Below are 22,249 nucleotides of genomic sequence, written 5' to 3'. Positions count from 1 at the left end.
CTAAAAATCTACAGACTAAAAGCTGTATTCTAAATATTATCCGTCAATATTGATGGATAATTCGCCTGTTTTGATTGGTTACCTTTTGAGTACCTCAGATGTTTAATATAATTTCTTCTCTTAATTTTAGTGTACATCCACGGAAAACTGCTTAAGAATACCTTAACGCCATGTTGAAGTTCTACCTTTATTGTCCGTTATTATAATATTCCTTTTCATACTCTCGATTAATATTTCTCTCAGATAAACTAAACGAAATTCCCAGCATAACAATCTTTTTGTTATTACCAGAGTATTTCTCGTAATACCTGCGTTCTTTTATTTGTTTAATAGCAGAAGTACTGTCAGAAGTTTTGTATTCTATTATATAAGTAAGATTATCAAACTCAACAACCGAGTCAATTCTTCCATTGTTTACAGCTTCTTCTGACTTTACGTTGCATCCGGTGACGTACATCATTGAATGAATAATTGAGTGATAGTAATTCTCGCCAGATTTTTTGGATAAATGGTAAGGAATACCTGCGAAAACTGTGTGAATAATATCAATAAACTCGTCAACGTTTTCATTTTGAAGACTCGCTTTTAAGTTCGAAATATTGTTACTTGTTATTGAACCAAGCAAACCCTCCATGTAGTTTCTAAAATCGTCTTGTGCTGTTATGAATGCAGTTATAATATAATCATATCTTTTTGACGATTTAAAAAGTCCTTCTAAAAATGATTGTGCTATAGGCTTATACATGTTTAAAAATCCGGATTTCATTTCATCATCAATAGCGTCTTTCAACATAGTTTTATTGGAAATCTCTTTTAGTTTATTACAGGTGTCGTGAACACTCTCTCTGTCGAAACCTCTACCTTGAAAATCAATATCCTTCAAGTCATTGATAATCTTATCAAAATGATAAAGACAAAAATCTAGTAATATTCCAATGTATTTCTCAATAAGATTGTCCTTTTCTCCGTTTATTTCTGCCTTAATTGTTTCAATTGTGGCATTAAGAAAAGCTATTTTATTTTCTTTATTTTTCCACGTTCGGCGCTCAAAATCCCAAGTTAAAATGTTCCGCATTTGTGGATTGAGCTCGTCAACTATCTTTAAGCCAATGAGATCTTTTAATCTATCAGCATTAGATACTACAACACTTTTTTTAGTTTGCTCTGTAGTTGTGTGTAAAGCATCAGCTAGGGTGACAAGCCATACCAAATTCACTATTGCACCGTTGCTCTTCTGTTTACAACAATACTCGTCGATTTTAGATTGTATTTTAATATAATTCCCTGATAAAAATTCTTCAAAATTCTGAGTTTCATCCAAAACCTTATAAAGTTGTAGAAATCTTTGTACGTTTGATATTTGGCCTTCTCGATAGTTTTTGAGTCGTTTCGATTCGATCCCCTTTTTATTCATAACGATCTATTGTTGAAAGTTGTGGTATATTTGTGCGTAATTGAATGTACCAAATCTAAACTTAAAAGTTGTTTAACCGAAAGATTCTTTAACCTATCCCAAAAAATTTCAAGCCAAATACATATAGAAGGAAGTTTTGAATCTGAAAAGTCATTATTTTTACAATCAGTTAGGCTAAATCCCATATCTAGTTTATGAATAAGAAATCACGTAACGAAACTATACCAGTGCTCGATAGGAGATTCGCTATAATCATAGGAATCAACGATTATGATGACAGGCCTCTGAAGTTCTGTGTAAATGATGCTAACGCAGTTTCATCGGTGATGATCGAGCGGTGCGGTTTTTTGGAAGATGATATTTATTTAATCACAAGTAGCAAAGAATTATCGATTAAGGATATTTGGAAGAATTTTGAAAAAGCTCTTGACGAAATAAAAGAAAAAATGATCCAAAATGAGGATTCTTTATTTTTTTACTTTGCTGGTCACGGTAAATTTTCCTTTGAAAATTCTTCCCTACTATTTAATGACAGCTTTGTAGAAATGAGAGCAATATTTGATAAAATTAGTGCACTCCAGCCAAAATATCAATGCTATGTTATCGATGCTTGTGAATCCGGTGCAAAAGTTCTTTCTCGAAGTACCAAAGAAAATTCCAAAGAAATAATTACTAGCTATTTAAATAAGAGTAAGGGAATATGTTTTATGTTTGCTGCCGCAGAAGATGAGTCAGCAACAGAGCTAGGCAACTTGCAGCATGGCCGCTTTACTCATCATTTTCTTAGCGCTATAAGAAATGATAAAAACTATGAAGAAGGCACACTTACCGTAAATAGAATAATGGATTCGGTAACTAGAGAAACTGCTAAAGACAGTAAGTTCAAACAGACGCCTGTCATTGAGAGTAGAGCGATAGGTCTCTATCCATTTGCGATTATTACCGAAACTCAAAAAGTAAAAGCTTCCTCAAAAAAAGTCGGTATTTCTGAGAAAATTAAACCTAATAAAACTATGGAAAATAAAAAGGATTTAAAGAAAACTGAAATAGGCAAAGAACACTTCCCTGACGTTCCGTTAGAAATTCGCAAACAGGTTTTCGAAGAACTGAAGGTCCAAATTGCAAAAAATAAAGATAGCTGGGTAAAGTCGGTAAACTTAGATAACTATAAAATTACGGAGGGAAATGGTGGAGACTACTTTTATCACACGGTCAGAGACGAATTGGAAATTGAAATAGTAAAAGCAGCTGATAGTAAGAAAATATTTTCCTTAAATGATGTGCTACAAACAACAAAGCGTGAAAATAAGCGCTCAGTTTTCAGTTTTATTGATGCTTTTACTCAACAGGATAAATACAGCACGCATTATAGTATAAACTTTCAGCATGCCGACATTATCGCCCTTTCGATCCACTTTAAATCTCTAGATGTTCGTGGCGTTTCTTTTGGGGTTCTCATCACCATTTTTCAAGCACAATTTGGTTTAGGTCTTGCCAAAAACCTCTTTGACTTTAAGTATACTGGTTATGAGGATAAAAAGCAAAATCAAATTACCACTTACATCACAGCATATAAATTTCACGATAAAACCGTAGAAAAAATAATCACAAGTATCGCAAACTTCTTCACAAATATTAATAAGACGAAAGACGCATGGAACGAAGAAAGGGCAAGTAATATAGATGCTTTTGATAAAATTTCTTTTTAAATTAATTAAGTATCTGATGCATTCATGGTTTAAAGGACTAAATAAAAAATCCCCTGTCGTGTAAATACTCGCAAAGCTTCATTACTTGTTAGTTTAGCTTATAGCTAAGAGAAAAAATAAATAGGAAAAAAATGACAATTAAATATCTTTTAATATGTCTGATATGATAAGCTGCAATTCTTTTTTGTTGCAGGTTTTTCGAAGTATCCTTTTGTAAGCCCTATTTATTTCATAATTTGATCAGGCAATAAAATATCTTGAATAGATTTGTTTGCAATTTTTTTTATTCTGTTGTCTTGTACCGTTGAATAGGATAAGGATAATAAATCAAAATCAAGTGTTTTGCTGCTGAAAGGATTTTTAGATAACCAAGAATTATTTGACAACATTGAACTTGCGGTCACATGTGATATTAATACACCGGAAACTCGCTTTAGCTTTGGATTTTTTGGACTCCCATATACTCCTTCCCAGCACCTTTCCATCTTCTCGTCTTTATGGGGTGCATCGAGCGAATACGTAATTTTGTTTGCACCGTAGAATACATCATTCACTAATATTTCAGAAAATCCAAATGAGTAAGGTGAATTAACGCAGAGAATCAATGGTTTATCCAAAGCGCCATATCTATTTGACTTTTTTATTATTGAATTTTTTATAGACTCTGTAGGACTTTCATATTCCTCAGCGGGAAAAATACCTATTGGATGAGCGATTTTGTTTTCTTTGAAATTCTCTATCACAGGAATTAATGAAATTATGACCAGAATAGCCGAATCTTCATATTTGATAGTAGTTTTTTGATGATTATTAATCAAATTATAACTCACTTCTTGATAAGAATGCTTAGCCAACTCAGTTTTGAAAAATTTTACAATTAAATTACTATTTGGTTGATTTGACGTTTTTAAAGAAAATTCCTCAATACTAAATAGCATGCCTCTAATCTCTATTTTATTTAATGCATCGTATAAAGAATTTTTAAGATTATTAACGCCCTTCTTTGTCATTGATGGATTAACTTCTGTGGCTTCAATGTAAAATTGGATGCCCCCTTTTGTAGCTAAAAAGTCTGGTCGCTTTAGGGACCCTAAAATCTCAGGATGACATGATAGTTTAAAGCCTTGTTTAATGAATAGAGTATAGATATAGAGTTCATAAAATGCAGGCGAAAATGAATCTTTAAATCGAGTCCTGAGTTCAGATTGTTCAGCAGTGGGATAAACAGAAAACCACTCATTTAAGCAGTTTCTTATTTTCTCGCACTCTTCATTAGGGAATCGATCTAAAAAGTCATATTGACTTTCTGACTGGGAGCCAATTGCATTATCATATCGTTCTTTACTTTCAAATAGCATGGTACGCTTTTATTTCCATAGTTAAACAATAGCCAATTGTAATATAAAATTTCTGAATATTTATAGACACCAGTTTTCTTTACTAATATTAAGTCCTCTACTCCCCATGAAGGAAAGTTAACATTCTCCCCTCATTCCGGTCTTTAACTATCGGTGGATTAGTAAGCAAGTTAAAATTGCTTCTGTAAAGAACTGTATATTTTTGTAACTGATATTTAAAATGAAAATTAAAATCGACGTAATAATAGCCGTTTTGACTTTTAATAATTTCTTCACTTACAAATCTGGTAAGATCGACTTCATAATTATCCTGCCAATTCCCTATTGCAGGTGGAGCAGACCCGTCAATGGTTTTCTGAAACAGTGTTTTTACATTATTATCACTGTCGTAATCATATAAATGTATATTAACTTTTTCAACAGTTAAAGCGCGTGAATAGAAGTCAAATTCTATCCAAATATTAAATTCAAAAAAATTGTCAGGAGCTAGAGTCTCGTTGATGTATACAGTATTTATTGACTTTCTCTGAATAACTATATTAGGGAAATAATTAGAAGGTTCAAGTTTGTATTTCGATTTCTGAGCTTTATAATATTTGAGAAAGTCATACTGATGATTAATTATAAAGCTGCTGTATTCGTCCTCAATACAATCACAGTATAATCCGACTATAAATTTTTCATAAACAGTTAAATAATTGAATAGAATGTCATAGTATAAGGTTTCTGGCAGTTTCTCGTCTACTACTTTTATTAAAGTAATTAAGTCACCAAAAAACGAATGAAATGCATGGCTATAATTTTGTAAGGTGTAGAAGGGATTATTATTAGTGAATTTCGCGCTTTCAAAATGCCTCTTTTTTATCCGTTCATTGTAATTTGAAGTATCGTGGAAAAGCTCATTGTAGAAATTAGATAGGCCTTGAATACCTATCTTATTGTGAAAGTTTAGGCCTTCAATTAATGTAGTATGCGCATTAAGTAAACTAAAAAAAGTTGTTTGATATTGCTGACTTAACAAGACTGTATTTTGCGCGTCTTGTGCATCCGCTGATCGCTTCAACTCTTCTCTGGTATCTTTTAACTCCTCTCGCTGCAAAGCCAGCTCTTTACGCTGTAGGAGAATTGTAATAATTATTCCTCCAAAAGCCAAACCTGAAAATAGTGCATTAACACCACCGAACATATCGCCGAAAGTACCTCTGGCCGTCTCTGTCTTTCCGCTCAATGTATACAATGTCAATAACCATAAAGCTATAATTAAGAAAAATATTGAAATAGAAATAACAATTAGATTCTTGTCGTCTTTTTTAGCTTCGTTATACTTATTTTCAGTCATATGATTTACTGTTTTGTCAGCCACGGTAATTCTTATTTAAATCAATTTATTAAATATAGCGAACGCCATCAAGTCCTGTAAATTCTGACACTTGGTTCTATCCATAATATTTGCCCGGTGGAATTTAATAGCAGCCACCGAAACTTCCAAAATCTCAGCAGCTTCTTTATTTGTGTGGCCTTTACAAATTAATTTTAAGACTTCTGTTTGGTGTTCGGTTAGATCCAGTTTTTGAGTGTCGTAAAGTGTGCTGAGTTCGCTAGCTAAAATGAGTGCTACTTCATTATCAATATATCCACCTGCAATATGGGTAGTTTCAATCGCTTCAACAATCTTGTCAATTTTATACTCCTTTCTTAAAAACCCTTTAACTCCAAGTTTAAAACACTCGACTATATAATCCTTTTGAAAGTGGCCACTCACAATAATCACCTTTAATTTAGGGTATTTCGATCTTATAACTCTTAGAACTTCTTGTCCTGTCATTACAGGCATTTCTAAATCCAATAATAATATTTCAGGTCTAATTTCTTTGAGTTTCTCTAACAGCTCTTTACCGTTACTAACATCAAAAAGTATTTCGAATTTCTGTTTAGCTTCTAACAAGCTTATATAACCTTGTCGCAGAGTACCATGATCTTCTGCCAGTGCTATTTTAATTAATGATTTCATGATCTATCGGAACTCTCAATATTATAAATGACACCTCTTTTTCAATCGAATAATCAATTGTTGCGTTAAGTGATAACGCTCTACTTTTTAATGACTTTAGCCCTATTCCGGTACTCTGATTTGTAAGGTTTTCAATTGTTTGGTTTGTAATTCCAATTCCATCGTGTGTAAATACTAAACTAAAACATATTGGCATTTCTTCAAGAGAAACAACTAGATTATTATATTTTACATGCTTAACTAAGTTAGTTAAAAGCTCTAAAAATATTCTATAAATGGTTAATTGTTTATTAAGAGATAATGGAATTGTTATATTGCTAAGTGAATTATCTTTAAAAACAGCCTTTATATTTTCGTTGTTCAATTGTTTTAGTGCAATTTCAATGGATTTAAGTAAACCGAACGTAGTAAACATTTTCGGAATTATCCCATGAGCAATTTCTCTAACATTATCAGCAAGATTAGCAAAATTGTCTATTGTAGTCTTAACTTTTGAAAAATCGTTGCTGCCTTTTTCTAATTTTTCAATTTCTGTTATAAGGTTTAATGCCGTTAAAGTAAGAACTGGTATTATTTGATCGTGGAGATCGCTTGCAATCTTTGTCTTTTGTGATTCTTCTGTTTCAACAATGGTTTTAATCAGCTCTATTTGTCTTTGCTTCTCTAAATAAGCGAACTTATTTTCTTTTTCTAAAATTTTGCGCTTTGACCAAAGAATAACTACAGCAATAAGAACTATAAGAAAAAGAATTGCAAAAACAGTTAAAACAATAAATAGTGTTATTTCCTTTGTGTCTTGCATATCGCAATGGTAAATAAAGTATTACAAATAACATTAATACCATCGTGAATCCCCCAAATAAAATCAGAGCTTTCGTCCGGCGCATTTTTAATAAAATTTCTAAACATAAAAAAAATAAAAGCCGTTCCAAAATATAAAAGGTTAGCGAAAGCAATCCAAAAGAAATATTGATAGTTTATACTATTTACATCCGAAGTAAATAGAAATTTTAAAAGGTAAATTATAGAAAAAATACTCAAAATAACCGCCTCAAAAGTGCTAGCAATTGTCTCGATTTTTGTAGATAAATTTAAATACAGAAACTGCCACAACGAAAGTCCTATGAATAGCAATAAAGAAGCAATCACGAAAGTTTCTATTTTTTGATCTTTAAATTCTATATAGTAAATAAGTGATATAATAACGCATTCTATCACTGTAAAACCATTTCGAAATAGATTTTGAATTTCGTCATACTCCGAATAAAAATAACTTAAAATGTCCGAAAGAAGACAGATACACAGGTAAACGAATAAAGCCCTTAGTGTTATGCTAAGGGCTTTTCGCATGTAAAAACAGGCTGCAATTGGAATAATTACACTTATAATGGAAATGTAAGTAAGTGAATTATAAAAATCTTTTGAAAGCATCAAGAATTCAAAACGTTTGGTGAACCCAGGTCTTTAACTGACCTATTTCCCAATACACCATCAACCATGTCGTTGCCATTTGCATCAATTCCTACCAATACGTTAGAAGGTACTCCGGTTGCGTCTAAACCCTTATAGACCCGAATCCCCTTGCAACCGGTTTGCGCAAGGATTTGCTCGATTATGGTTTTTCCTGATACTTCAGCCTTTACCGCTGTTGGAGGGTTTGCTGCTCGGAAAGCTTGGGTTAATGCTACTGCTTGTGCGAGTGTGATTGTTTGGTCGAAGTCTGTAAACATGTAATTTATCTTTGAGGATTAATGACTTAAATATATACGTTATAAGTCAATTTTTTTTCAAATTGACACTGTTGCAAAGTAAAATGCTTATAATGAACCATAAAAAAACTAGCCCTGTAGCTAGGGGATTATTAATCTCGTTTTTTGCGCGGTTTTGGCTGCTGAATATTGTTATTAAATATGCCCTTTCTTATCGCATACTTTAGTAAATCCATGTTTGTTTTACTTTCAGTTTTTCGAAATACATTTGCTTTATGATATTTAACCGTGCCTGCACTAATATTCATACTATGTGCAATCTCTTTAACTTGCATTCCGTCACAAATCATCCTCATTATTTCTACTTCTCTATCTGAAAACGACTCGCCTTCTAATGATGAAATGTCCTTTCCACTTCTGAGCTTAATTATTATTTCCTGTGCAATCAAATCATTGAAGTAAAATCCATCCTCAGAAACGCTATCAATCGCTGCTACTATCTCCTCCATTGTCCCATCTAACTTGTCAATATAAGCGCGAGCTCCTTTCAAAATCGCTTCTTTAACTGTAAGGGTATCGAATTCACTGCTTAACATTATTGTCTTAATATTTGGATAATCAGTTTGAAGAACCTTAAGTACTTTCCAGCCATCCATTTCAGGCATGTAAATATCAAGAAGTATTATATCCGGTATATGTTCCTTTAACAATTGAAGCAATTCGATTCCATTTTTGGCCGCGCCAACCATTTCAACTCGATCAGAATACAATGGAATCTCTTTGAAAAGTAGTTCTCTAACAAGTTTATGGTCTTCTGCAACCATCATTTTTATTTTTTTCATAAATCTGGCGATTTAAACCTTTATTCAAAATCTGGGGTTTAAACGAAATTAGAGAAAATTCATCATTGAAAAAACTAGCCACGCGGCTAGGTGTAAAATACTTTTTTCTTCAATAATTTTACCTCGAAACAAAACCCCATAATTATGTTGCAATTAGAACAATTAAAAGTTTGGTACGGACGTTATGAAGACTTTTGGTCTGAATGGAAAACCTACACAAATACAATGAACAAAAAAGAAGTTATCGCTATTGAAATTTACCGGGACAATAATTTTTTAATTAATAGTAAGGCATTAGAAATGTTCTATGAGAGGGATTTGATTACACAGCATCTTATAGATACCCTTGTAAAATGGCTACATGACAACTATGAAAATTACAAAAAAATGATTGTTAAAATTTTTCAAATTAGCTTAATTAAAAAAGCACTTGATCATGGTTGGGATGATTTTTTCAACACACCAATATATAAGCTTAAGATTGACGAAGATTTCAAAGGTAAATTAAAATCGTTTTCGTGTAAGACAATTCAACAGATTCAATGGAAATACGCTAATGATTTTGGTTATTGCAACGAAAAGGTTTTTCTAAATGTTCTGAAATTTAAGGATTCCATTAAGGCGGAATTATCAAAAGAAACTAATAATGCCGGGTCTTATTTAAGAAAAAAAATCTTGAATAAAAAAATAAAGCTTGATATAAACGAATGTGTTATATAGTGGAATAAATAACATTCCTTCTTTTCTAATATGAAAATCATGCTAGGATTAAGAGCTATTAACTAAATATTGCTAATTGATACTGAAACTATTATAATGAGAAAAAAAATAAGAGTGGGTTTAGCCGATAACCATCTTATAACTCGGGAAGGTCTTGTTGCTCTGTTAAAAAGGACTGAAAATATTACGGTTTCTCTCGACGCAAATAATGGCTTAGACCTCTTGAAAAAACTTAAAATCGCAAATAATATCCCGGACATTATAATTCTTGATATTGATATGCCTTTCATGAGTGGTAAGGAAGCTTTACTACAAATCGTAAATCAATATCCTAAAATTAAAGTGATTATATTAAGTCAGCATTACTCAGCAAATCTTATAATCGAATTTATTAAAATAGGCGCGAAATCATTTTTGCCAAAAGAATGCGGAATAAAAAAGCTTATTGAAGCGATAGAAGCAGTTTATGAATTTGGTCATTATTACGACAAATATTTATCAGAAATTTTAGCTAACGAGATTAGAAACATTTTAAACTCCGAATATCCTGCGAAATCTAAAATCAAATTATCGACTCGCGAATTAAAAGTTTTAGAATTACTTAGGCAGAATAAAACAAATAAAGAAATTGCAGGTCTTTTATATATCAGTGAAAGAACTGTTGAAGGTATTAGATATAATCTTTTGCATAAAACAGGATCTAAAAATCTCGCCGCCCTTATCACGTATGCGTTAGAGCACAATTTAATCGCATAACTTAATTTGCAAAAAGTCTTCTTTTCGTATTAATACGAAATTTTTTTTGCGTATTTCCGCAAAGAAATCACGTAAAATTACGTGAATGTTAAATCCAAAAGTCACGTAATTCTACGTATACAAGATATTATACTTCTCTTTATAATTGCTAAATAAGTTTTTATGTCAATTGTCCCATTATTTCTGACAGAAAACTAACACAATTTATATTCAATCTTATAATTTTTAAAAAAGGAGGTTACAAAATTAAACCGGAACTGTATTCTTAACTAATTATTCATTCAAAAACCTAACATTAAAATGATTAAAAAAATATTATTCTGCGTGTTAACCATAGTGGTTATAACCGCGAAAGCTCAATTTCCGACACCTTATGTTGTTCCAAACATAGATTGGATTAATTATTATAGTCAGCGAGACACCGTCAGCAGTGCGCCAAGTTCAATTGACGCGAATAGTAACGTTTATACAACAGGCTATTCTGGCTTTACAAGCGGAGCTGATCTAGTGGCAATTAAATACGATTCTACGGGTGTACAACAATTTGTTTACACGTACAATGGGGGTTCTTTCGATGTCGGTAATTCAATAAAAGTTAGCTCTGCCGGAAATGTTTATGTTGCAGGAGTGACAACAGCGACAAGCGGTACAACTGCAAAAAATTATATAATCGTGAAATTGAATTCGTCAGGAACTCAACAATGGGTGAAAACTTATGATCGCGGCGTTAATGGAGATGACGAAGCAAGCGATTTAGCTGTAGACGCTAATGGAAATGTTTACGTAACTGGAAAAAGCAAAAATTCAAGTGGAAATTATGACATAGTTACTCTAAAGCTGAATGGCTCTACAGGAGTAACAACGTGGTCGACCGCCTACACAGGGAGTGGTTTCGATGATTACGGCGTAGCATTGGCATTGTCCCCTAATGGTTCCTATCTTTACATAACAGGTAATACATTTAATTCTAGCACAGGATGGAATATAGTAACTCATGCGTTAAACACAGGAAGTGGAACATCATATTGGTCTTCACCGATAGTCACAAATGGTTCTGCTAACGCCACTGACAGAAGTAATGCAATAATGATGCATGGGACGGACGTGATCATTTGTGGCGAAAAAACTAATGCTACTACTGGACTCGATTATTCTGTTATTAAATACAGCGGAGCTAGTGGAACAATTTTATGGCAAAATTCCTACGACTACAATAATACGGCTAACCGGGCCACTGCTTTGGTTAGGGACTCTATGGGAAATATTGGTGTTGTAGGAACTGTGTTAAACGGTGCATCCTATGAATATCATACAGTTTTATATTCGAGCTTTGGGTTTCAGTATGCCGTGAACATAGAAAGTACAGGGTTAGGAATACTTGTTACAGATCCTACAATTGCTAATGATACCATTGCACATCATTGGTATGTTGCAGGGGAAAAACTGATGAGTACGAAAGATATCTATGTTTATCAGATAACTCCGAGCGGCAATACCTCTTGGCGTCAGAACATTGACGGAATTGATACCGATAATGATGCTGGAACAGCTATAGCTGTTAACGGCGTTGGAGTAGTTTACGTTGGGGCTATGTCCAGAAATTCTAGTGCTCAGTTTGACTACACAACTATTAAGTTAAATCAAACTCCTGTTTATTGGCCGCCTGATTTTAATAATGATCCAGTAAATCCGAATCATTTATATATTAAAAACCAAGGTCAACTACTTAAAACCAACTCAAGCCGAGCTAACGAAGTGCTTTATTATACAGCAAACGCTAACCCGGAAATATTTATTGAGAAAGATGCTTTTGATATTGTCTATCGAAAAACAGATATTAACAGACCCGATACAGGCGGAACTGCAACAGACACGGTCGAAAAAATTAAATGCAAATTTCTTCATTCAAATTCATTTGCAAATCATCACGACTTTGTGCCTTCAGGATATGAATATAACTATTTCCTAGGCTACGCTAGCAAACCGGAAATAACCGATATTAAAGGGAATCAAAGAGTATTTGTGCCGAACTTTTATCCATATATTGACTTACATTACTTTAGTGGACCAAGTGGGATAAAATATTATCTAGTGGTTAAACCCGGTGCCTTGCTTGATAACGTGCATTTACAAGTTGACGGCTCTTCATCGACTTCACTAGACGGAACAACTGGCAACTTGAAAATTCAAGGCGTTCTAGATGACATACAGCTCAAGAAACCAATTGCATATACCGTTGACAATCTAGGGCAGGTAGTGTCTATCGCCGGAAGTGCCTCTTGGTCTAGTCTTGGGGGCAATACCTATAAAATTATACCACCTGTTTATACTCCCACCTTACCATTAATAATTCAGGTCTCATCAGGAACCCTTCCTACTTCCACACCTAATGGAAGTATAGGTAACCTTGCATATTCAACTTACTACGGTGGGCCAGGGAATGAATGGTTCAACGATATAGCTGCTGCTAATAATGGTGACCGACATGCTGTAGGATACGCCGATGCAATTACTTTTCCGGCCGTAAATTCCCTACAGCCTTATAAAGGCAATAAAGACGTGGTTTTCGTGAAATATCTTGCTAATGACACTTTAAAGTACGCCTCATTTCTCGGTGGCACCGGTGCGGATGTGGGTAATTCAATAGCGTTGAACTCATCCGGAGACGTATTCGTAGGAGGTCAAACTTTTTCAACAGATTTTTACACCGCTTACCTAACAGGAGCTTCTAACCAAACAGTGAATGGGTATGCGGGGAACCCGGGACTAGGTTTCAAGGCGGATGGGTTCTTGTTCAAATACGTTCCCTCAGCTGCTCCAACTAACAAACTCCCTTGGAGCCGTTATGTTGGAGGTTCAAGATCGGATTGCATTAATAGCGTTTGTGTAGATGTAAACGGCATTTTATATTTTGGTGGTTATGCAGATTCACCGGACATGATTATGACCAATGCTTGGCAATCTTCGATGGGTACATGGAATGTTGTTTATAATAGAGACGCTATTTTTGGGAAAATAAATACTAATCTGCAAACCTCTTGGATGACTTATTATGGCAGTGCAGCTAACGGAACAAATACAAGTTCTGCTTATGAGGAGGCTCTTGATGTGGTTGTTGATAATAGTGGCCGACTCATTGGTGCGGGATGGACAGAATCACTTAGCACACCTATTGGCAATTCCACTGGAAATACTAACACGTTTTATCAAAGTACTAGAAAAGGTTCTGTTGATGGTCTTCTAATTCGCTTTTCAACATCTGGTACACCTGACTTTAGGTCTTTTTTTGGTGGAAAGGGCCAAGATAAAATTACCCGCCTTGCTTATAATTCTCTCCATGATGAAATCTATTTTGCAGGTGAATCCGACTCATCCTCTGCATTTCCTTTTCATACTAAAACTGGTGCAACCAACAGCCAATATCGCGTGAAAAGAAATGCGTTTATAGGAATGATGGATGGGAGTTTAACTAAGTTATGGTCGTCTTTTTACGGTAAAGGTGTGAATAAAACTTACAATGTAACAGGCTTGTCAGTTGACGACTACGGTGTTACATATTTAAGTGGATGGACAAACAACGATACCTTACAATATCCAGTTAGTACACCAACTAATGTCGTTTATAACGACAATGCAATAAATGGCTCCGAAGATGGGTATATTGCAGTATATTCACCGAGCAAAACCTTGTATCACGCACATTATTTTGGCGGCTCGTCCGATGATAGGATTGCTAGCTCCGATATTGGTCAAAATTCCAAATTATGGGTAGTAGGTAACACCACGAGTAATGACTTTCCGATAGCATATAACTCTTCAAATGCTTTATTAATTGATCAGAGTTATAATGGGTCGAATGATGGTTATATCAGTCGGTTTGATTTGATAAATTATCAAGTTACAGGTTTATCAAATGTTGACTTTGATAAAGCACTTTTAAGTATTTATCCTAATCCAACCAGTACCCAATTTATTGTAGAGTTAGAAGGCGAGTTATTGTCAAGTGCTAAAATTCAGGTATATAATTTAATGGGTCAAATATTGTTGGATCAAACAATTGATAATAATAAAACCGCAATAAATTGTGAGTCTTGGACAAATGGAGTATATTTAATTAAGATTACTAATAATAATTCTCAAACAGTTTATAAATTGATAAAAAATTAATGAGAGTATTTTTCATCATCACATTCTCAACCTGTCTCTGCTTTATGCAGGGGCAGGTTTGGAATAATGTTATTTCAAATGTTGGCCCAAACAGCTATAGCTGGTTTGCTTCTTCAATCGTGGATTCCACTAACAATATTCTATACTTAGGAGGAGACTTCTCAGGAGTCAACCAACATAATACAAATGCAATAATTCGTTACGATGGAATGGTATTTGACACCTTGCAGAGTGGATTAGATGATCAAGATCACGGTGGTACTGTCGTGCGATCAATGCAAATATTTCAAAATAAACTTTACGTTTTTGGAACTTTTCAAAAAACAGGTAAGTACTTTTGTCGCTTTATTGGTAGATGGAATGGGATAAGTTGGGATTCAGTTAACTTTAAGCCACGTGGGGATATTTGGTTTTCTGATGTTTACAATAATGAATTATATGTAGCAGGAAGTTTTGATACAATAGGTGGCATTGCATCCAATTGTATATCAAAATATGATGGTAATCAATGGTATAATATCGGTCACCCCGTGAAAGACAATCTGGTAACTGCTATGAAAGTATTTAAGGGCGTTCCATACATTGCAGCTCAAATAACTGAACAATCTTCTTCAGCGAATATATCTTACTATGATGGTGCAAAGTGGGTGCCGTGGGTCGGGGTATCGGGGGATGTTGCGAAGTATGTTGCAGGAATGACAGTAATTGATTCTATGTTATATGTTTATGGACGATTCAATAGTATTGCCGGAACAAATTGTAGGGGTCTGGCAGCTTATAACGGCAAAAATTGGTATGGATTTGGGTCTGGTTTATCTAATAGTGGTTGGGAAACTATTAAAAGTGTGAAAAAAATTAATGGAGAAATTTATGCAATGGGCGTCTTCAACTATATTGAGGGTATAGGAAATCCAACAAGTGAACCATTGTATACAAACATTGCGAAATTTGACGGCCAAAAATGGTGTTTATTTAGCCCTCCGTCAGATAATGAAATTAATGGATTAATAGAATACAACAATGATGTCTATCTTTTTGGAGCAATAAAAAAGATGGGCAACGATTCAGTATTGGGGTTTTTAAAATGGAATGGTGGAAATACCGTGACCGAATGCAGTCAAGATGTTGGTATTTATATGAGTACAGTTGGTATAAGAGAGAGTATAAATAAATCTAATATGAATATTTACCCTAATCCTGTAAAAGACAAATTAAAATTAGATTTCTCAGGTTTTGAAACGAATAAGATCACTTTGCAGTTAATTAACTCTCTAGGTCAAACCGTTTGCAGTTTTGATAATAGTATACAATACAAGGAAATAGATTTGAGTAATTTTCCAGCCGGATTATATTATTTAAAAGTTCAAGACGGTAATAAACATAAGGTGTTTAAAATCCTTAAGGAATAATTGGATTAGAAATTTCGTTCTAGTGCGTAAATATCTTTACATTTATAATTGTTCAATTGATAGTGTTCCATTTGGAGGCCAACCTGACATTTATTGTGCCGCTGTAGACTAGTATGAATGGCGAAAGTACCAAAGTATAAAGAGCAAATATCTACTGTGGAGGACGCAAAAAAAACTCCTTGTGTTGGGAAAGATTATTCGGAGATGGATTGTGATACTTATCGTTGGACATTTGAAGATATTAATGATGAACGCAACTTTAGACCAAGAGTAATGGACCCTTCAAACCCCAGTCGAGAAAAAATTGGCAAAGAATGTGGTGGCTGGTCACTGTCCTTGTTTACCGCTGAAGACTTTGCGGTGAAGGAATTAGATAGAATATGTCACGACAAGCCTAATTTATACAAGAAATTAGGCACACATGTCGCCCAAGGAAAAATTGAGAAGAAACATGGCATTTGCGGCGATTTTAATGATAACGGACATTTTGAGCACTTGAAAAATTAGTTATACCTAATATACCCAATTTAAATTTCGTTGATTTTTATACAGTTACTCTCGAAAGAAGTGAGATTAAAAATATAGCAGATGCCGACTATAAATTTGAAACGAATATTCTATCAGCTGCACTTTATTCTTAAGATTAAGGTTTTACTACAAGATTTTCAAAATCAAATTTTAAGTCTGTAATTCTTTCTATTGTTAAGTCTCTGGCCTCCTCATAGTAGAGGGTATTACGGGGATCATCCTTTAAGTTCGCACATACCGCTTCCAAATACGTGTTCCTATAGTTTATCCAGTGCTCTTGTGACTTAATAAGTAAATCATAGTCTACGTTACACTCCATAGGACCCATAGGGTTTTCTTTAATAGCAGCCACATATTCTTCCAAGTCTTTTTCCGCTTTAAAAAATTCTTCTTTTGCTCGTTCTGCCAAAATTTCTTCTTCTTCGAAGGTATCTGGAAAGAGGATCGGATAAACAAAGTAGTACACCTGGTAATTAAATAATCTTGTACTCGTTACAATCCTAGTTACCTTTTTTAAATCTAATTCCATTGTTGAAGCCATCTCATGGCAAACGATATGTCGAATTTCAAAAAGATCATTCAGATCAGAAAAAATGTGTTTTGAAATTGAATTAAAACTCTTGATTTTGTCGCTGAAGTATGGTTTAATAAAGTATGGAGTTGGATCAAATTCTTGGAGCGTTTTAATAAAATTTGTGCCAAGAATCGTCTTAAAATTTGTCGCAATTTGATCGAAGTTGCTAAAAGAAAGTTGATGCGATATGAGTTCCCCTAAAGTAAATTCTCTTTTTTGAATTTGCCGCATTAGCTCCCAGTCCAAATTTGATTTAAGAAGATCTTTTGCATTGTTCAAGTATTTCTCATCATGATTTATGAGCTTGGCACAGGTTGATCTTAAAAATGATTCCATTGATCCGACTAAATTGACTGGCACATATTTTATCAGTTCCTTATGTACAGGAGTGTCAGATTTCTTCAACTCTATTAAAATTTTACCAATTCTGGTAAATGCTTCTCTTAGTTCCCAAAAAGTCTCAAACTCTTTTCGGCTCCGTAATTGCCGTATATGTTCTGCTATATTTTTGTTGTTCTTTTTTGATGACATAGTTATCCTACTTTATTTCAAATTAGTAAAAATAACCCACTCAAAAAAGTCTTTTTTTTTCTATTTATAAGAAAATGCTGTTATGAATAAACTACAAGAAATAAGAAACCTAGTCCGCAAAACATTGATGGAAGGAGTAAATAATTTCCTTCAAAAAGATGCAGAAACTAACACCAAACAGCTAGAAGACAATTCTAAAGCTCAGGAGTTCGGTGATCCAATCTCTGACATTAAAATGAATCAAATGGCCAATGAACTTGGCTCAGATGGTCAAAATGCTCAAACGGTTGCTGTCAAGGTAGGTGAAGCCAAAGGTGGAAATGGCCCTGAATCAGGCCAGCGAAAGGCAAACTTCCAAGACAAAACAGAATTAGCAGAGGCAACCCTTCCAGGTAGTGAAGAGAAATTACGGGAATACATCTCAATAGCTTTAAATGAAAAATACGGTGAGTCAATAAAAAAGGAAGAAGAAATTAAAGAAGGGGCAGCCGAAGAATTGATAGGAGAGCCAATCCCTAAAGAAAGAGCTGATGAGATCGACGAAGCTGGATGATCTCATACAAGTGGTCGTACAACCCCTCTAAAACCCAAGAATTATCCTGATAAGCTTAGGCGTTGATAGCATTGCCAAATGATTTTGGATACTCATATTTTTTATTTAATTTTCAAGAAATGAATGAGGTAGATTTTTTTCCATATCATAACAAGCACATCGTTTTTAAACTTAAAAATGGAAAGGAACTATCTGGAGTGCTTTATGACCCGACGCATCATGAGGATGGTGAATCTAGAACCGTTTATCGCTTTATTCCAACATTTAATATGATTGAGTGGAAACGAGCTGAAGAAAACGGGAACAAGCAAAAACAAAACTCTTTGGAAGAGAAGGTTGATATTAACAACATTGTTTGGGCTGAAAGAGTAAACTATTAAGGCCATGACAAGAGAACTGGAAATCCAATTTCAAGAAAGGAGTATACGTGCTCTTCTAAGTGAAATGGAGAAAATTTCCGATTTTTTGAGAAGATTCCCAGAATTAGAAACAAACAAAAACCCTGATTTTACCGATAAAGAAATAATGCAATACAAGACGGCCGAATTTAAAAGACTTGGATCCTTCTACTTATAATGTCTGCGGAAGTTTTGCAGAGTTGATGAACAACACTTACGATAGTCTTGATACACGGCTCGATAATTTTTATTTGAGAATGGCCGCAGTTCCAGGGTACTATGAAGCCGCGAAGAAAAATATCAAAAGTCCTACCTTAGAACATACCGAATTGGCGATCAGTCAAAATCTTGGCGGAGTGTCCACTTTTGAGGCGGACCTGGAAGAGGTTTTAAAAAAATCGAAACGAAGTGCTGACGAAAAAGAAAAACTAAAAACCCGCTCTAAGAACTGTGCCGCAGCTGTTAAAGACTACGCAGTATTTTTAAAGACTTACAAAAATAAAAATCCAAGAAGTTTTCGTTTAGGAAAGGAGCTCTATGCTAAAAAGTTTGAGTTTGATATTCAGTCTGGCTATAGCGCTGATCAGATCTTTGAAAAGGCCCTGGCCCATAAAAAAGAGCTGCATGAAAAAATGTTTGCTTTGACCCAGGAACTCTGGCCAAAATATTTAAAAGACACACCTATTCCTGAAAACAAATTAGACGCCATTAAGTCAATGATTGAGGTGCTATCTGTAAAACATGTGCAACCTGATTCCTTTCAGTCGGCCATCGAACATCAAATTCCGGAACTTGTGGCCTTCGTCAACAAAAAGAAACTCCTTTATTTAGACCCCTCAAAACCTTTAGTAGTGCGCAAAGAACCGGCTTATATGGCTGGACTGGCAGGCGCTTCGATTTCTTCTCCGGGTCCCTATGATAAAAACGGAAACACTTATTACAACGTAGGCAGCATGAATGGCTGGAGCAAGGAAAAATCGGAAAGTTATTTACGTGAATACAACCATTACATTTTACAGATCTTAAACATACACGAAGCCATTCCCGGACATTATACGCAACTTATTTATTCGAACCAATCACCAAGTATCATCAAAGCACTACTTGGTAACGGTGCTATGGTAGAAGGCTGGGCTGTTTACACAGAACGTATGATGCTGGAAAATGGCTATGGTGCTGATAACGGAGCAGAGACGGCTAGTGCCGAAATGTGGCTCATGTATTATAAATGGAATTTAAGAAGTACCTGCAATACCATTTTAGATTATTCAGTGCATGCCAAAAACATGGAGAAACAGGAAGCTCTCGACCTCTTGACCAAAGAAGCCTTTCAACAAAAGGCCGAAGCGGAGGGAAAATGGAGACGCGTAACCCTGAGCCAGGTACAGCTCTGCTCCTACTTCACCGGCTTTAAAGAAATTTATGAATTACGCGAAGACTTAAAAGCAAAACAAAAAGATAAATTTGATCTCAAAGTTTTTCATGAGAAATTTTTAAGTTATGGAAGTGCCCCGGTGAAATATATTAGGGAGTTGATGATGATGGATGGTAAGAATATTAACTAGTTCAATACGTTCTAATTGCATTTATAACCAGCGAGGGTAAGGGAAAGGAAATTGCATGCAGGCTCCCAACTATTTACCCCAACTCCTAAACCTCCTCCACAATAATATTTTCTGCCACCTTAGGTGTGATGATGAGTTGTTTGTTATCGCATAAAATAATCATAGAATTATCAAACTCTTCTATAGATTTAATGCTTATGCGTGCGCCGATAACCAGTTTATTTTTGTCGAGGTATTTTAAAAAAGCAGGTGAGTGATCTGAAACACCCATGATACGGTACTCCGATTTTCCTTTTACTTCGGTCAGACTTAGGAAATTACTTTTGATGATTTTTCCTTTTTCATCAGGAATCGGATCTCCGTGCGGATCATAATTAGGGTTACCTAATATTTCAGAAAGCTTCCGAATGAGCTTATCGTTTTGAACATGTTCTAAAGCTTCTGCTATTTCATGCACTTCGTCCCAGCCAAATCCTAGTTCTTTTGCCAGGTAAGTTTCCCAGATACGATGACGGCGTATAATATTTAAAGCCAGTCTTGAACCTTGCGCTGTGAGACGTGTTCCATAAGATTTTTCATAGATCACATAATTAAGCTCATGTAATTTACGAAGAGACTCAGTAACCGACGAAGGTTTAATATTTAGTTTTTTAGCAAGTTGAAAATTCCCTACCGCAGCTTTATTATCCTGCGACAAATGGTAGATCGTTTTTAAGTAATTCTCAATGGTTTCGTTCCGCATAAAAAAAATATTAGGTCTACCAAATTTAATAATTCTTATTCATAAATTAAAATAGACCTTTAAGTAATGAAAATGATAAAAAGAAAATACATAGTTTGTATCGTGATGGCGTGTCTTAGTTTACTGGCCTGTAAAAAAACAGGACCAAAAGCCGCAGCGGAAGAAGAGCTGCTGGATGGTCCGGTGGAAGGATTAAGCGGACAGGAGAAAGAACAATTCTTAAAAGGAGATCGTGCATTCAATAATGACATTTTCACTAAAGAAAACGGGCTGGGTCCGATCTTCGTGGCCAACTCCTGCGGTAGTTGCCATGCCGGTGATGGTAAGGGACACCCTTTTACTTCTTTAATACGCTTTGGTCAATACGATAGCACCGGCAATCAGTATTTAGATTTTGGCGGTCCACAATTGCAGAACCGCGCGATCCCAGGATATAACCCTGAAGTACTCCCACTGGGCGCAAGAAGCTCCAAACTGTTACCTCCTGCCAATACAGGCCTTGGATATCTGGATGCGGTTAGTGATGCAGATATTCTAGCCATGGCAGATCCTTATGATGCCGATGGAGATGGCATATCTGGTGTAGCAAATTGGGTTCATACACCCTCTTATTGTGATTACCGTGCGCAAAGCATCGAGCGCAATGGAAAACACATTGGTCGCTTCGGAAGAAAAGGAGCCGCTTACGATCTGCTGCAACAAACGGCGAATGCCTACAACCAGGACATGGGGATTAATTCCTCTTTTGAACCTATAGACACTTATTCGCATTCAGAAGTAGATCCTGAGATAAGTAACGCTGCCATTCATAGTGTGGTCTTTTATTTAAGAACACTAAAAGCACCTATCCAGCGTCAGCCTGCGAAAGTAGAAAGTGGCCGGCAAGTATTTACGTCACTGGGCTGCGAAACGTGCCATAAAGCACAACTAAAAACCGGAGATTATAAAATCGCAGTGTTAGCTAACAAAACATTTTATCCTTATACAGATTTATTGTTGCACGATATGGGACCTGGTCTGGACGATGGATATACCGAAGGCTCAGCAACAACGGCCGAATGGCGGACACCAGCGCTTTGGGGTTTAGGTTTATCAAAAAATTCGCAGGGTGGCAATTACTATTTAATGCATGACGGCAGAGCTACCTCTATTGAGTCAGCCATTTTAATGCATGGCGGTGAAGGAGAAAAAAGTAAACTGAATTATCAGAGCCTCTCGGTTACAGATAAAAATAATCTCATTCAATTTTTAGAAAGTCTTTAA

21 protein-coding genes are annotated in these 22,249 nt (G+C 35.0%); 11 read left to right on the top strand and 10 right to left on the bottom strand.

Annotation, left to right across the window (positions count from 1 at the left end; genetic code table 11):
- Positions 1-187: 187 nt before the first annotated feature.
- Positions 188-1,414: a hypothetical protein gene (locus tag CNR22_20410; protein PBQ34041.1), complete on the bottom strand. Its 1,227-nt coding sequence runs from the start codon at positions 1,412-1,414 to the stop codon at positions 188-190.
- A 194-nt stretch (positions 1,415-1,608) separates the two neighbouring features.
- Here CNR22_20410 and CNR22_20405 point away from each other — a divergent pair, with 194 nt between their 5' ends.
- The gene (locus CNR22_20405) at positions 1,609-3,123 is read left to right on the top strand and encodes a hypothetical protein (protein PBQ34040.1); all 1,515 of its coding nucleotides are present in this window, start codon (positions 1,609-1,611) and stop codon (positions 3,121-3,123) included.
- A 224-nt stretch (positions 3,124-3,347) separates the two neighbouring features.
- Here the strand turns inward: CNR22_20405 and CNR22_20400 are convergent, their stop codons facing one another.
- The 7 genes from CNR22_20400 to CNR22_20370 all read right to left on the bottom strand — a co-directional run bounded on the left by CNR22_20400 (position 3,348) and on the right by CNR22_20370 (position 9,043).
- Entirely contained in the window at positions 3,348-4,481 is a 1,134-nt protein-coding gene (locus CNR22_20400; protein ID PBQ34039.1) for a hypothetical protein, read from the bottom strand.
- A gap of 97 nt (positions 4,482-4,578) precedes the next feature.
- Positions 4,579-5,844: a hypothetical protein gene (locus CNR22_20395; GenBank protein PBQ34038.1), complete on the bottom strand. Its 1,266-nt coding sequence runs from the start codon at positions 5,842-5,844 to the stop codon at positions 4,579-4,581.
- 12 nt (positions 5,845-5,856) lie between these two features.
- Positions 5,857-6,492 carry a hypothetical protein gene (locus CNR22_20390; GenBank protein PBQ34037.1) on the bottom strand — a complete coding sequence of 212 codons (636 nt, stop codon included), beginning with the start codon at positions 6,490-6,492 and terminating at the stop codon, positions 5,857-5,859.
- Positions 6,476-7,294 (bottom strand): hypothetical protein, encoded by an 819-nt coding sequence (locus tag CNR22_20385; protein PBQ34036.1) that lies wholly within the window; start codon positions 7,292-7,294, stop codon positions 6,476-6,478. The genes CNR22_20390 and CNR22_20385 overlap by 17 nt, the downstream gene beginning before the upstream one ends.
- Complete coding sequence (locus CNR22_20380) at positions 7,273-7,923, bottom strand: hypothetical protein (GenBank protein PBQ34035.1); 651 nt, start codon at positions 7,921-7,923, stop codon at positions 7,273-7,275. Before CNR22_20380 ends, CNR22_20385 begins: the two co-directional genes overlap by 22 nt.
- On the bottom strand, positions 7,923-8,222 hold the full coding sequence (locus CNR22_20375) for a hypothetical protein (GenBank protein PBQ34034.1): 300 nt from the start codon (positions 8,220-8,222) through the stop codon (positions 7,923-7,925). Before CNR22_20375 ends, CNR22_20380 begins: the two co-directional genes overlap by 1 nt.
- A 131-nt stretch (positions 8,223-8,353) precedes the next feature.
- Complete coding sequence (locus CNR22_20370) at positions 8,354-9,043, bottom strand: hypothetical protein (protein ID PBQ34033.1); 690 nt, start codon at positions 9,041-9,043, stop codon at positions 8,354-8,356.
- A gap of 144 nt (positions 9,044-9,187) precedes the next feature.
- On the opposite strand from CNR22_20370, the gene CNR22_20365 reads away from it, so the two are divergent.
- The 5 genes from CNR22_20365 (at position 9,188) to CNR22_20345 (ending at position 16,602) form a co-directional block, all read left to right on the top strand.
- Positions 9,188-9,763: a hypothetical protein gene (locus CNR22_20365; GenBank protein ID PBQ34032.1), complete on the top strand. Its 576-nt coding sequence runs from the start codon at positions 9,188-9,190 to the stop codon at positions 9,761-9,763.
- 96 nt (positions 9,764-9,859) lie between these two features.
- Positions 9,860-10,519 (top strand): hypothetical protein, encoded by a 660-nt coding sequence (locus CNR22_20360; protein ID PBQ34031.1) that lies wholly within the window; start codon positions 9,860-9,862, stop codon positions 10,517-10,519.
- A 300-nt stretch (positions 10,520-10,819) separates the two neighbouring features.
- The gene (locus CNR22_20355) at positions 10,820-14,686 is read left to right on the top strand and encodes a hypothetical protein (protein ID PBQ34030.1); all 3,867 of its coding nucleotides are present in this window, start codon (positions 10,820-10,822) and stop codon (positions 14,684-14,686) included.
- The gene (locus tag CNR22_20350; GenBank protein PBQ34029.1) at positions 14,686-16,095 is read left to right on the top strand and encodes a hypothetical protein; all 1,410 of its coding nucleotides are present in this window, start codon (positions 14,686-14,688) and stop codon (positions 16,093-16,095) included. Before CNR22_20355 ends, CNR22_20350 begins: the two co-directional genes overlap by 1 nt.
- A gap of 117 nt (positions 16,096-16,212) precedes the next feature.
- On the top strand, positions 16,213-16,602 hold the full coding sequence (locus tag CNR22_20345) for a hypothetical protein (protein ID PBQ34028.1): 390 nt from the start codon (positions 16,213-16,215) through the stop codon (positions 16,600-16,602).
- A gap of 136 nt (positions 16,603-16,738) precedes the next feature.
- Here CNR22_20345 and CNR22_20340 read toward each other — a convergent pair whose 3' ends face one another.
- The gene (locus CNR22_20340) at positions 16,739-17,728 is read right to left on the bottom strand and encodes a hypothetical protein (protein PBQ34027.1); all 990 of its coding nucleotides are present in this window, start codon (positions 17,726-17,728) and stop codon (positions 16,739-16,741) included.
- A gap of 82 nt (positions 17,729-17,810) precedes the next feature.
- On the opposite strand from CNR22_20340, the gene CNR22_20335 reads away from it, so the two are divergent.
- The 4 genes from CNR22_20335 to CNR22_20320 all read left to right on the top strand — a co-directional run bounded on the left by CNR22_20335 (position 17,811) and on the right by CNR22_20320 (position 20,244).
- Complete coding sequence (locus CNR22_20335) at positions 17,811-18,281, top strand: hypothetical protein (protein PBQ34026.1); 471 nt, start codon at positions 17,811-17,813, stop codon at positions 18,279-18,281.
- 119 nt (positions 18,282-18,400) lie between these two features.
- Positions 18,401-18,661, top strand: coding sequence for a hypothetical protein (locus tag CNR22_20330; protein PBQ34025.1), 261 nt, complete (start codon positions 18,401-18,403; stop codon positions 18,659-18,661).
- Between the two features lie 4 nt (positions 18,662-18,665).
- The gene (locus tag CNR22_20325; GenBank protein ID PBQ34024.1) at positions 18,666-18,857 is read left to right on the top strand and encodes a hypothetical protein; all 192 of its coding nucleotides are present in this window, start codon (positions 18,666-18,668) and stop codon (positions 18,855-18,857) included.
- Between the two features lie 25 nt (positions 18,858-18,882).
- The gene (locus tag CNR22_20320) at positions 18,883-20,244 is read left to right on the top strand and encodes a DUF885 domain-containing protein (protein PBQ34962.1); all 1,362 of its coding nucleotides are present in this window, start codon (positions 18,883-18,885) and stop codon (positions 20,242-20,244) included.
- Between the two features lie 85 nt (positions 20,245-20,329).
- On the opposite strand, the gene CNR22_20315 is transcribed toward CNR22_20320, so the two are convergent.
- Positions 20,330-20,986 carry an iron-dependent repressor gene (locus CNR22_20315; protein ID PBQ34023.1) on the bottom strand — a complete coding sequence of 219 codons (657 nt, stop codon included), beginning with the start codon at positions 20,984-20,986 and terminating at the stop codon, positions 20,330-20,332.
- A gap of 66 nt (positions 20,987-21,052) precedes the next feature.
- On the opposite strand from CNR22_20315, the gene CNR22_20310 reads away from it, so the two are divergent.
- Entirely contained in the window at positions 21,053-22,249 is a 1,197-nt protein-coding gene (locus CNR22_20310; GenBank protein ID PBQ34022.1) for a thiol oxidoreductase, read from the top strand.

Source organism: Sphingobacteriaceae bacterium (assembly GCA_002319075.1).
Lineage (GTDB): Bacteria > Bacteroidota > Bacteroidia > B-17B0 > Aurantibacillaceae > Aurantibacillus.
Note: the sequence above shows the minus strand (reverse complement) of the source record. Positions and strands in the feature narration are given on the sequence as shown.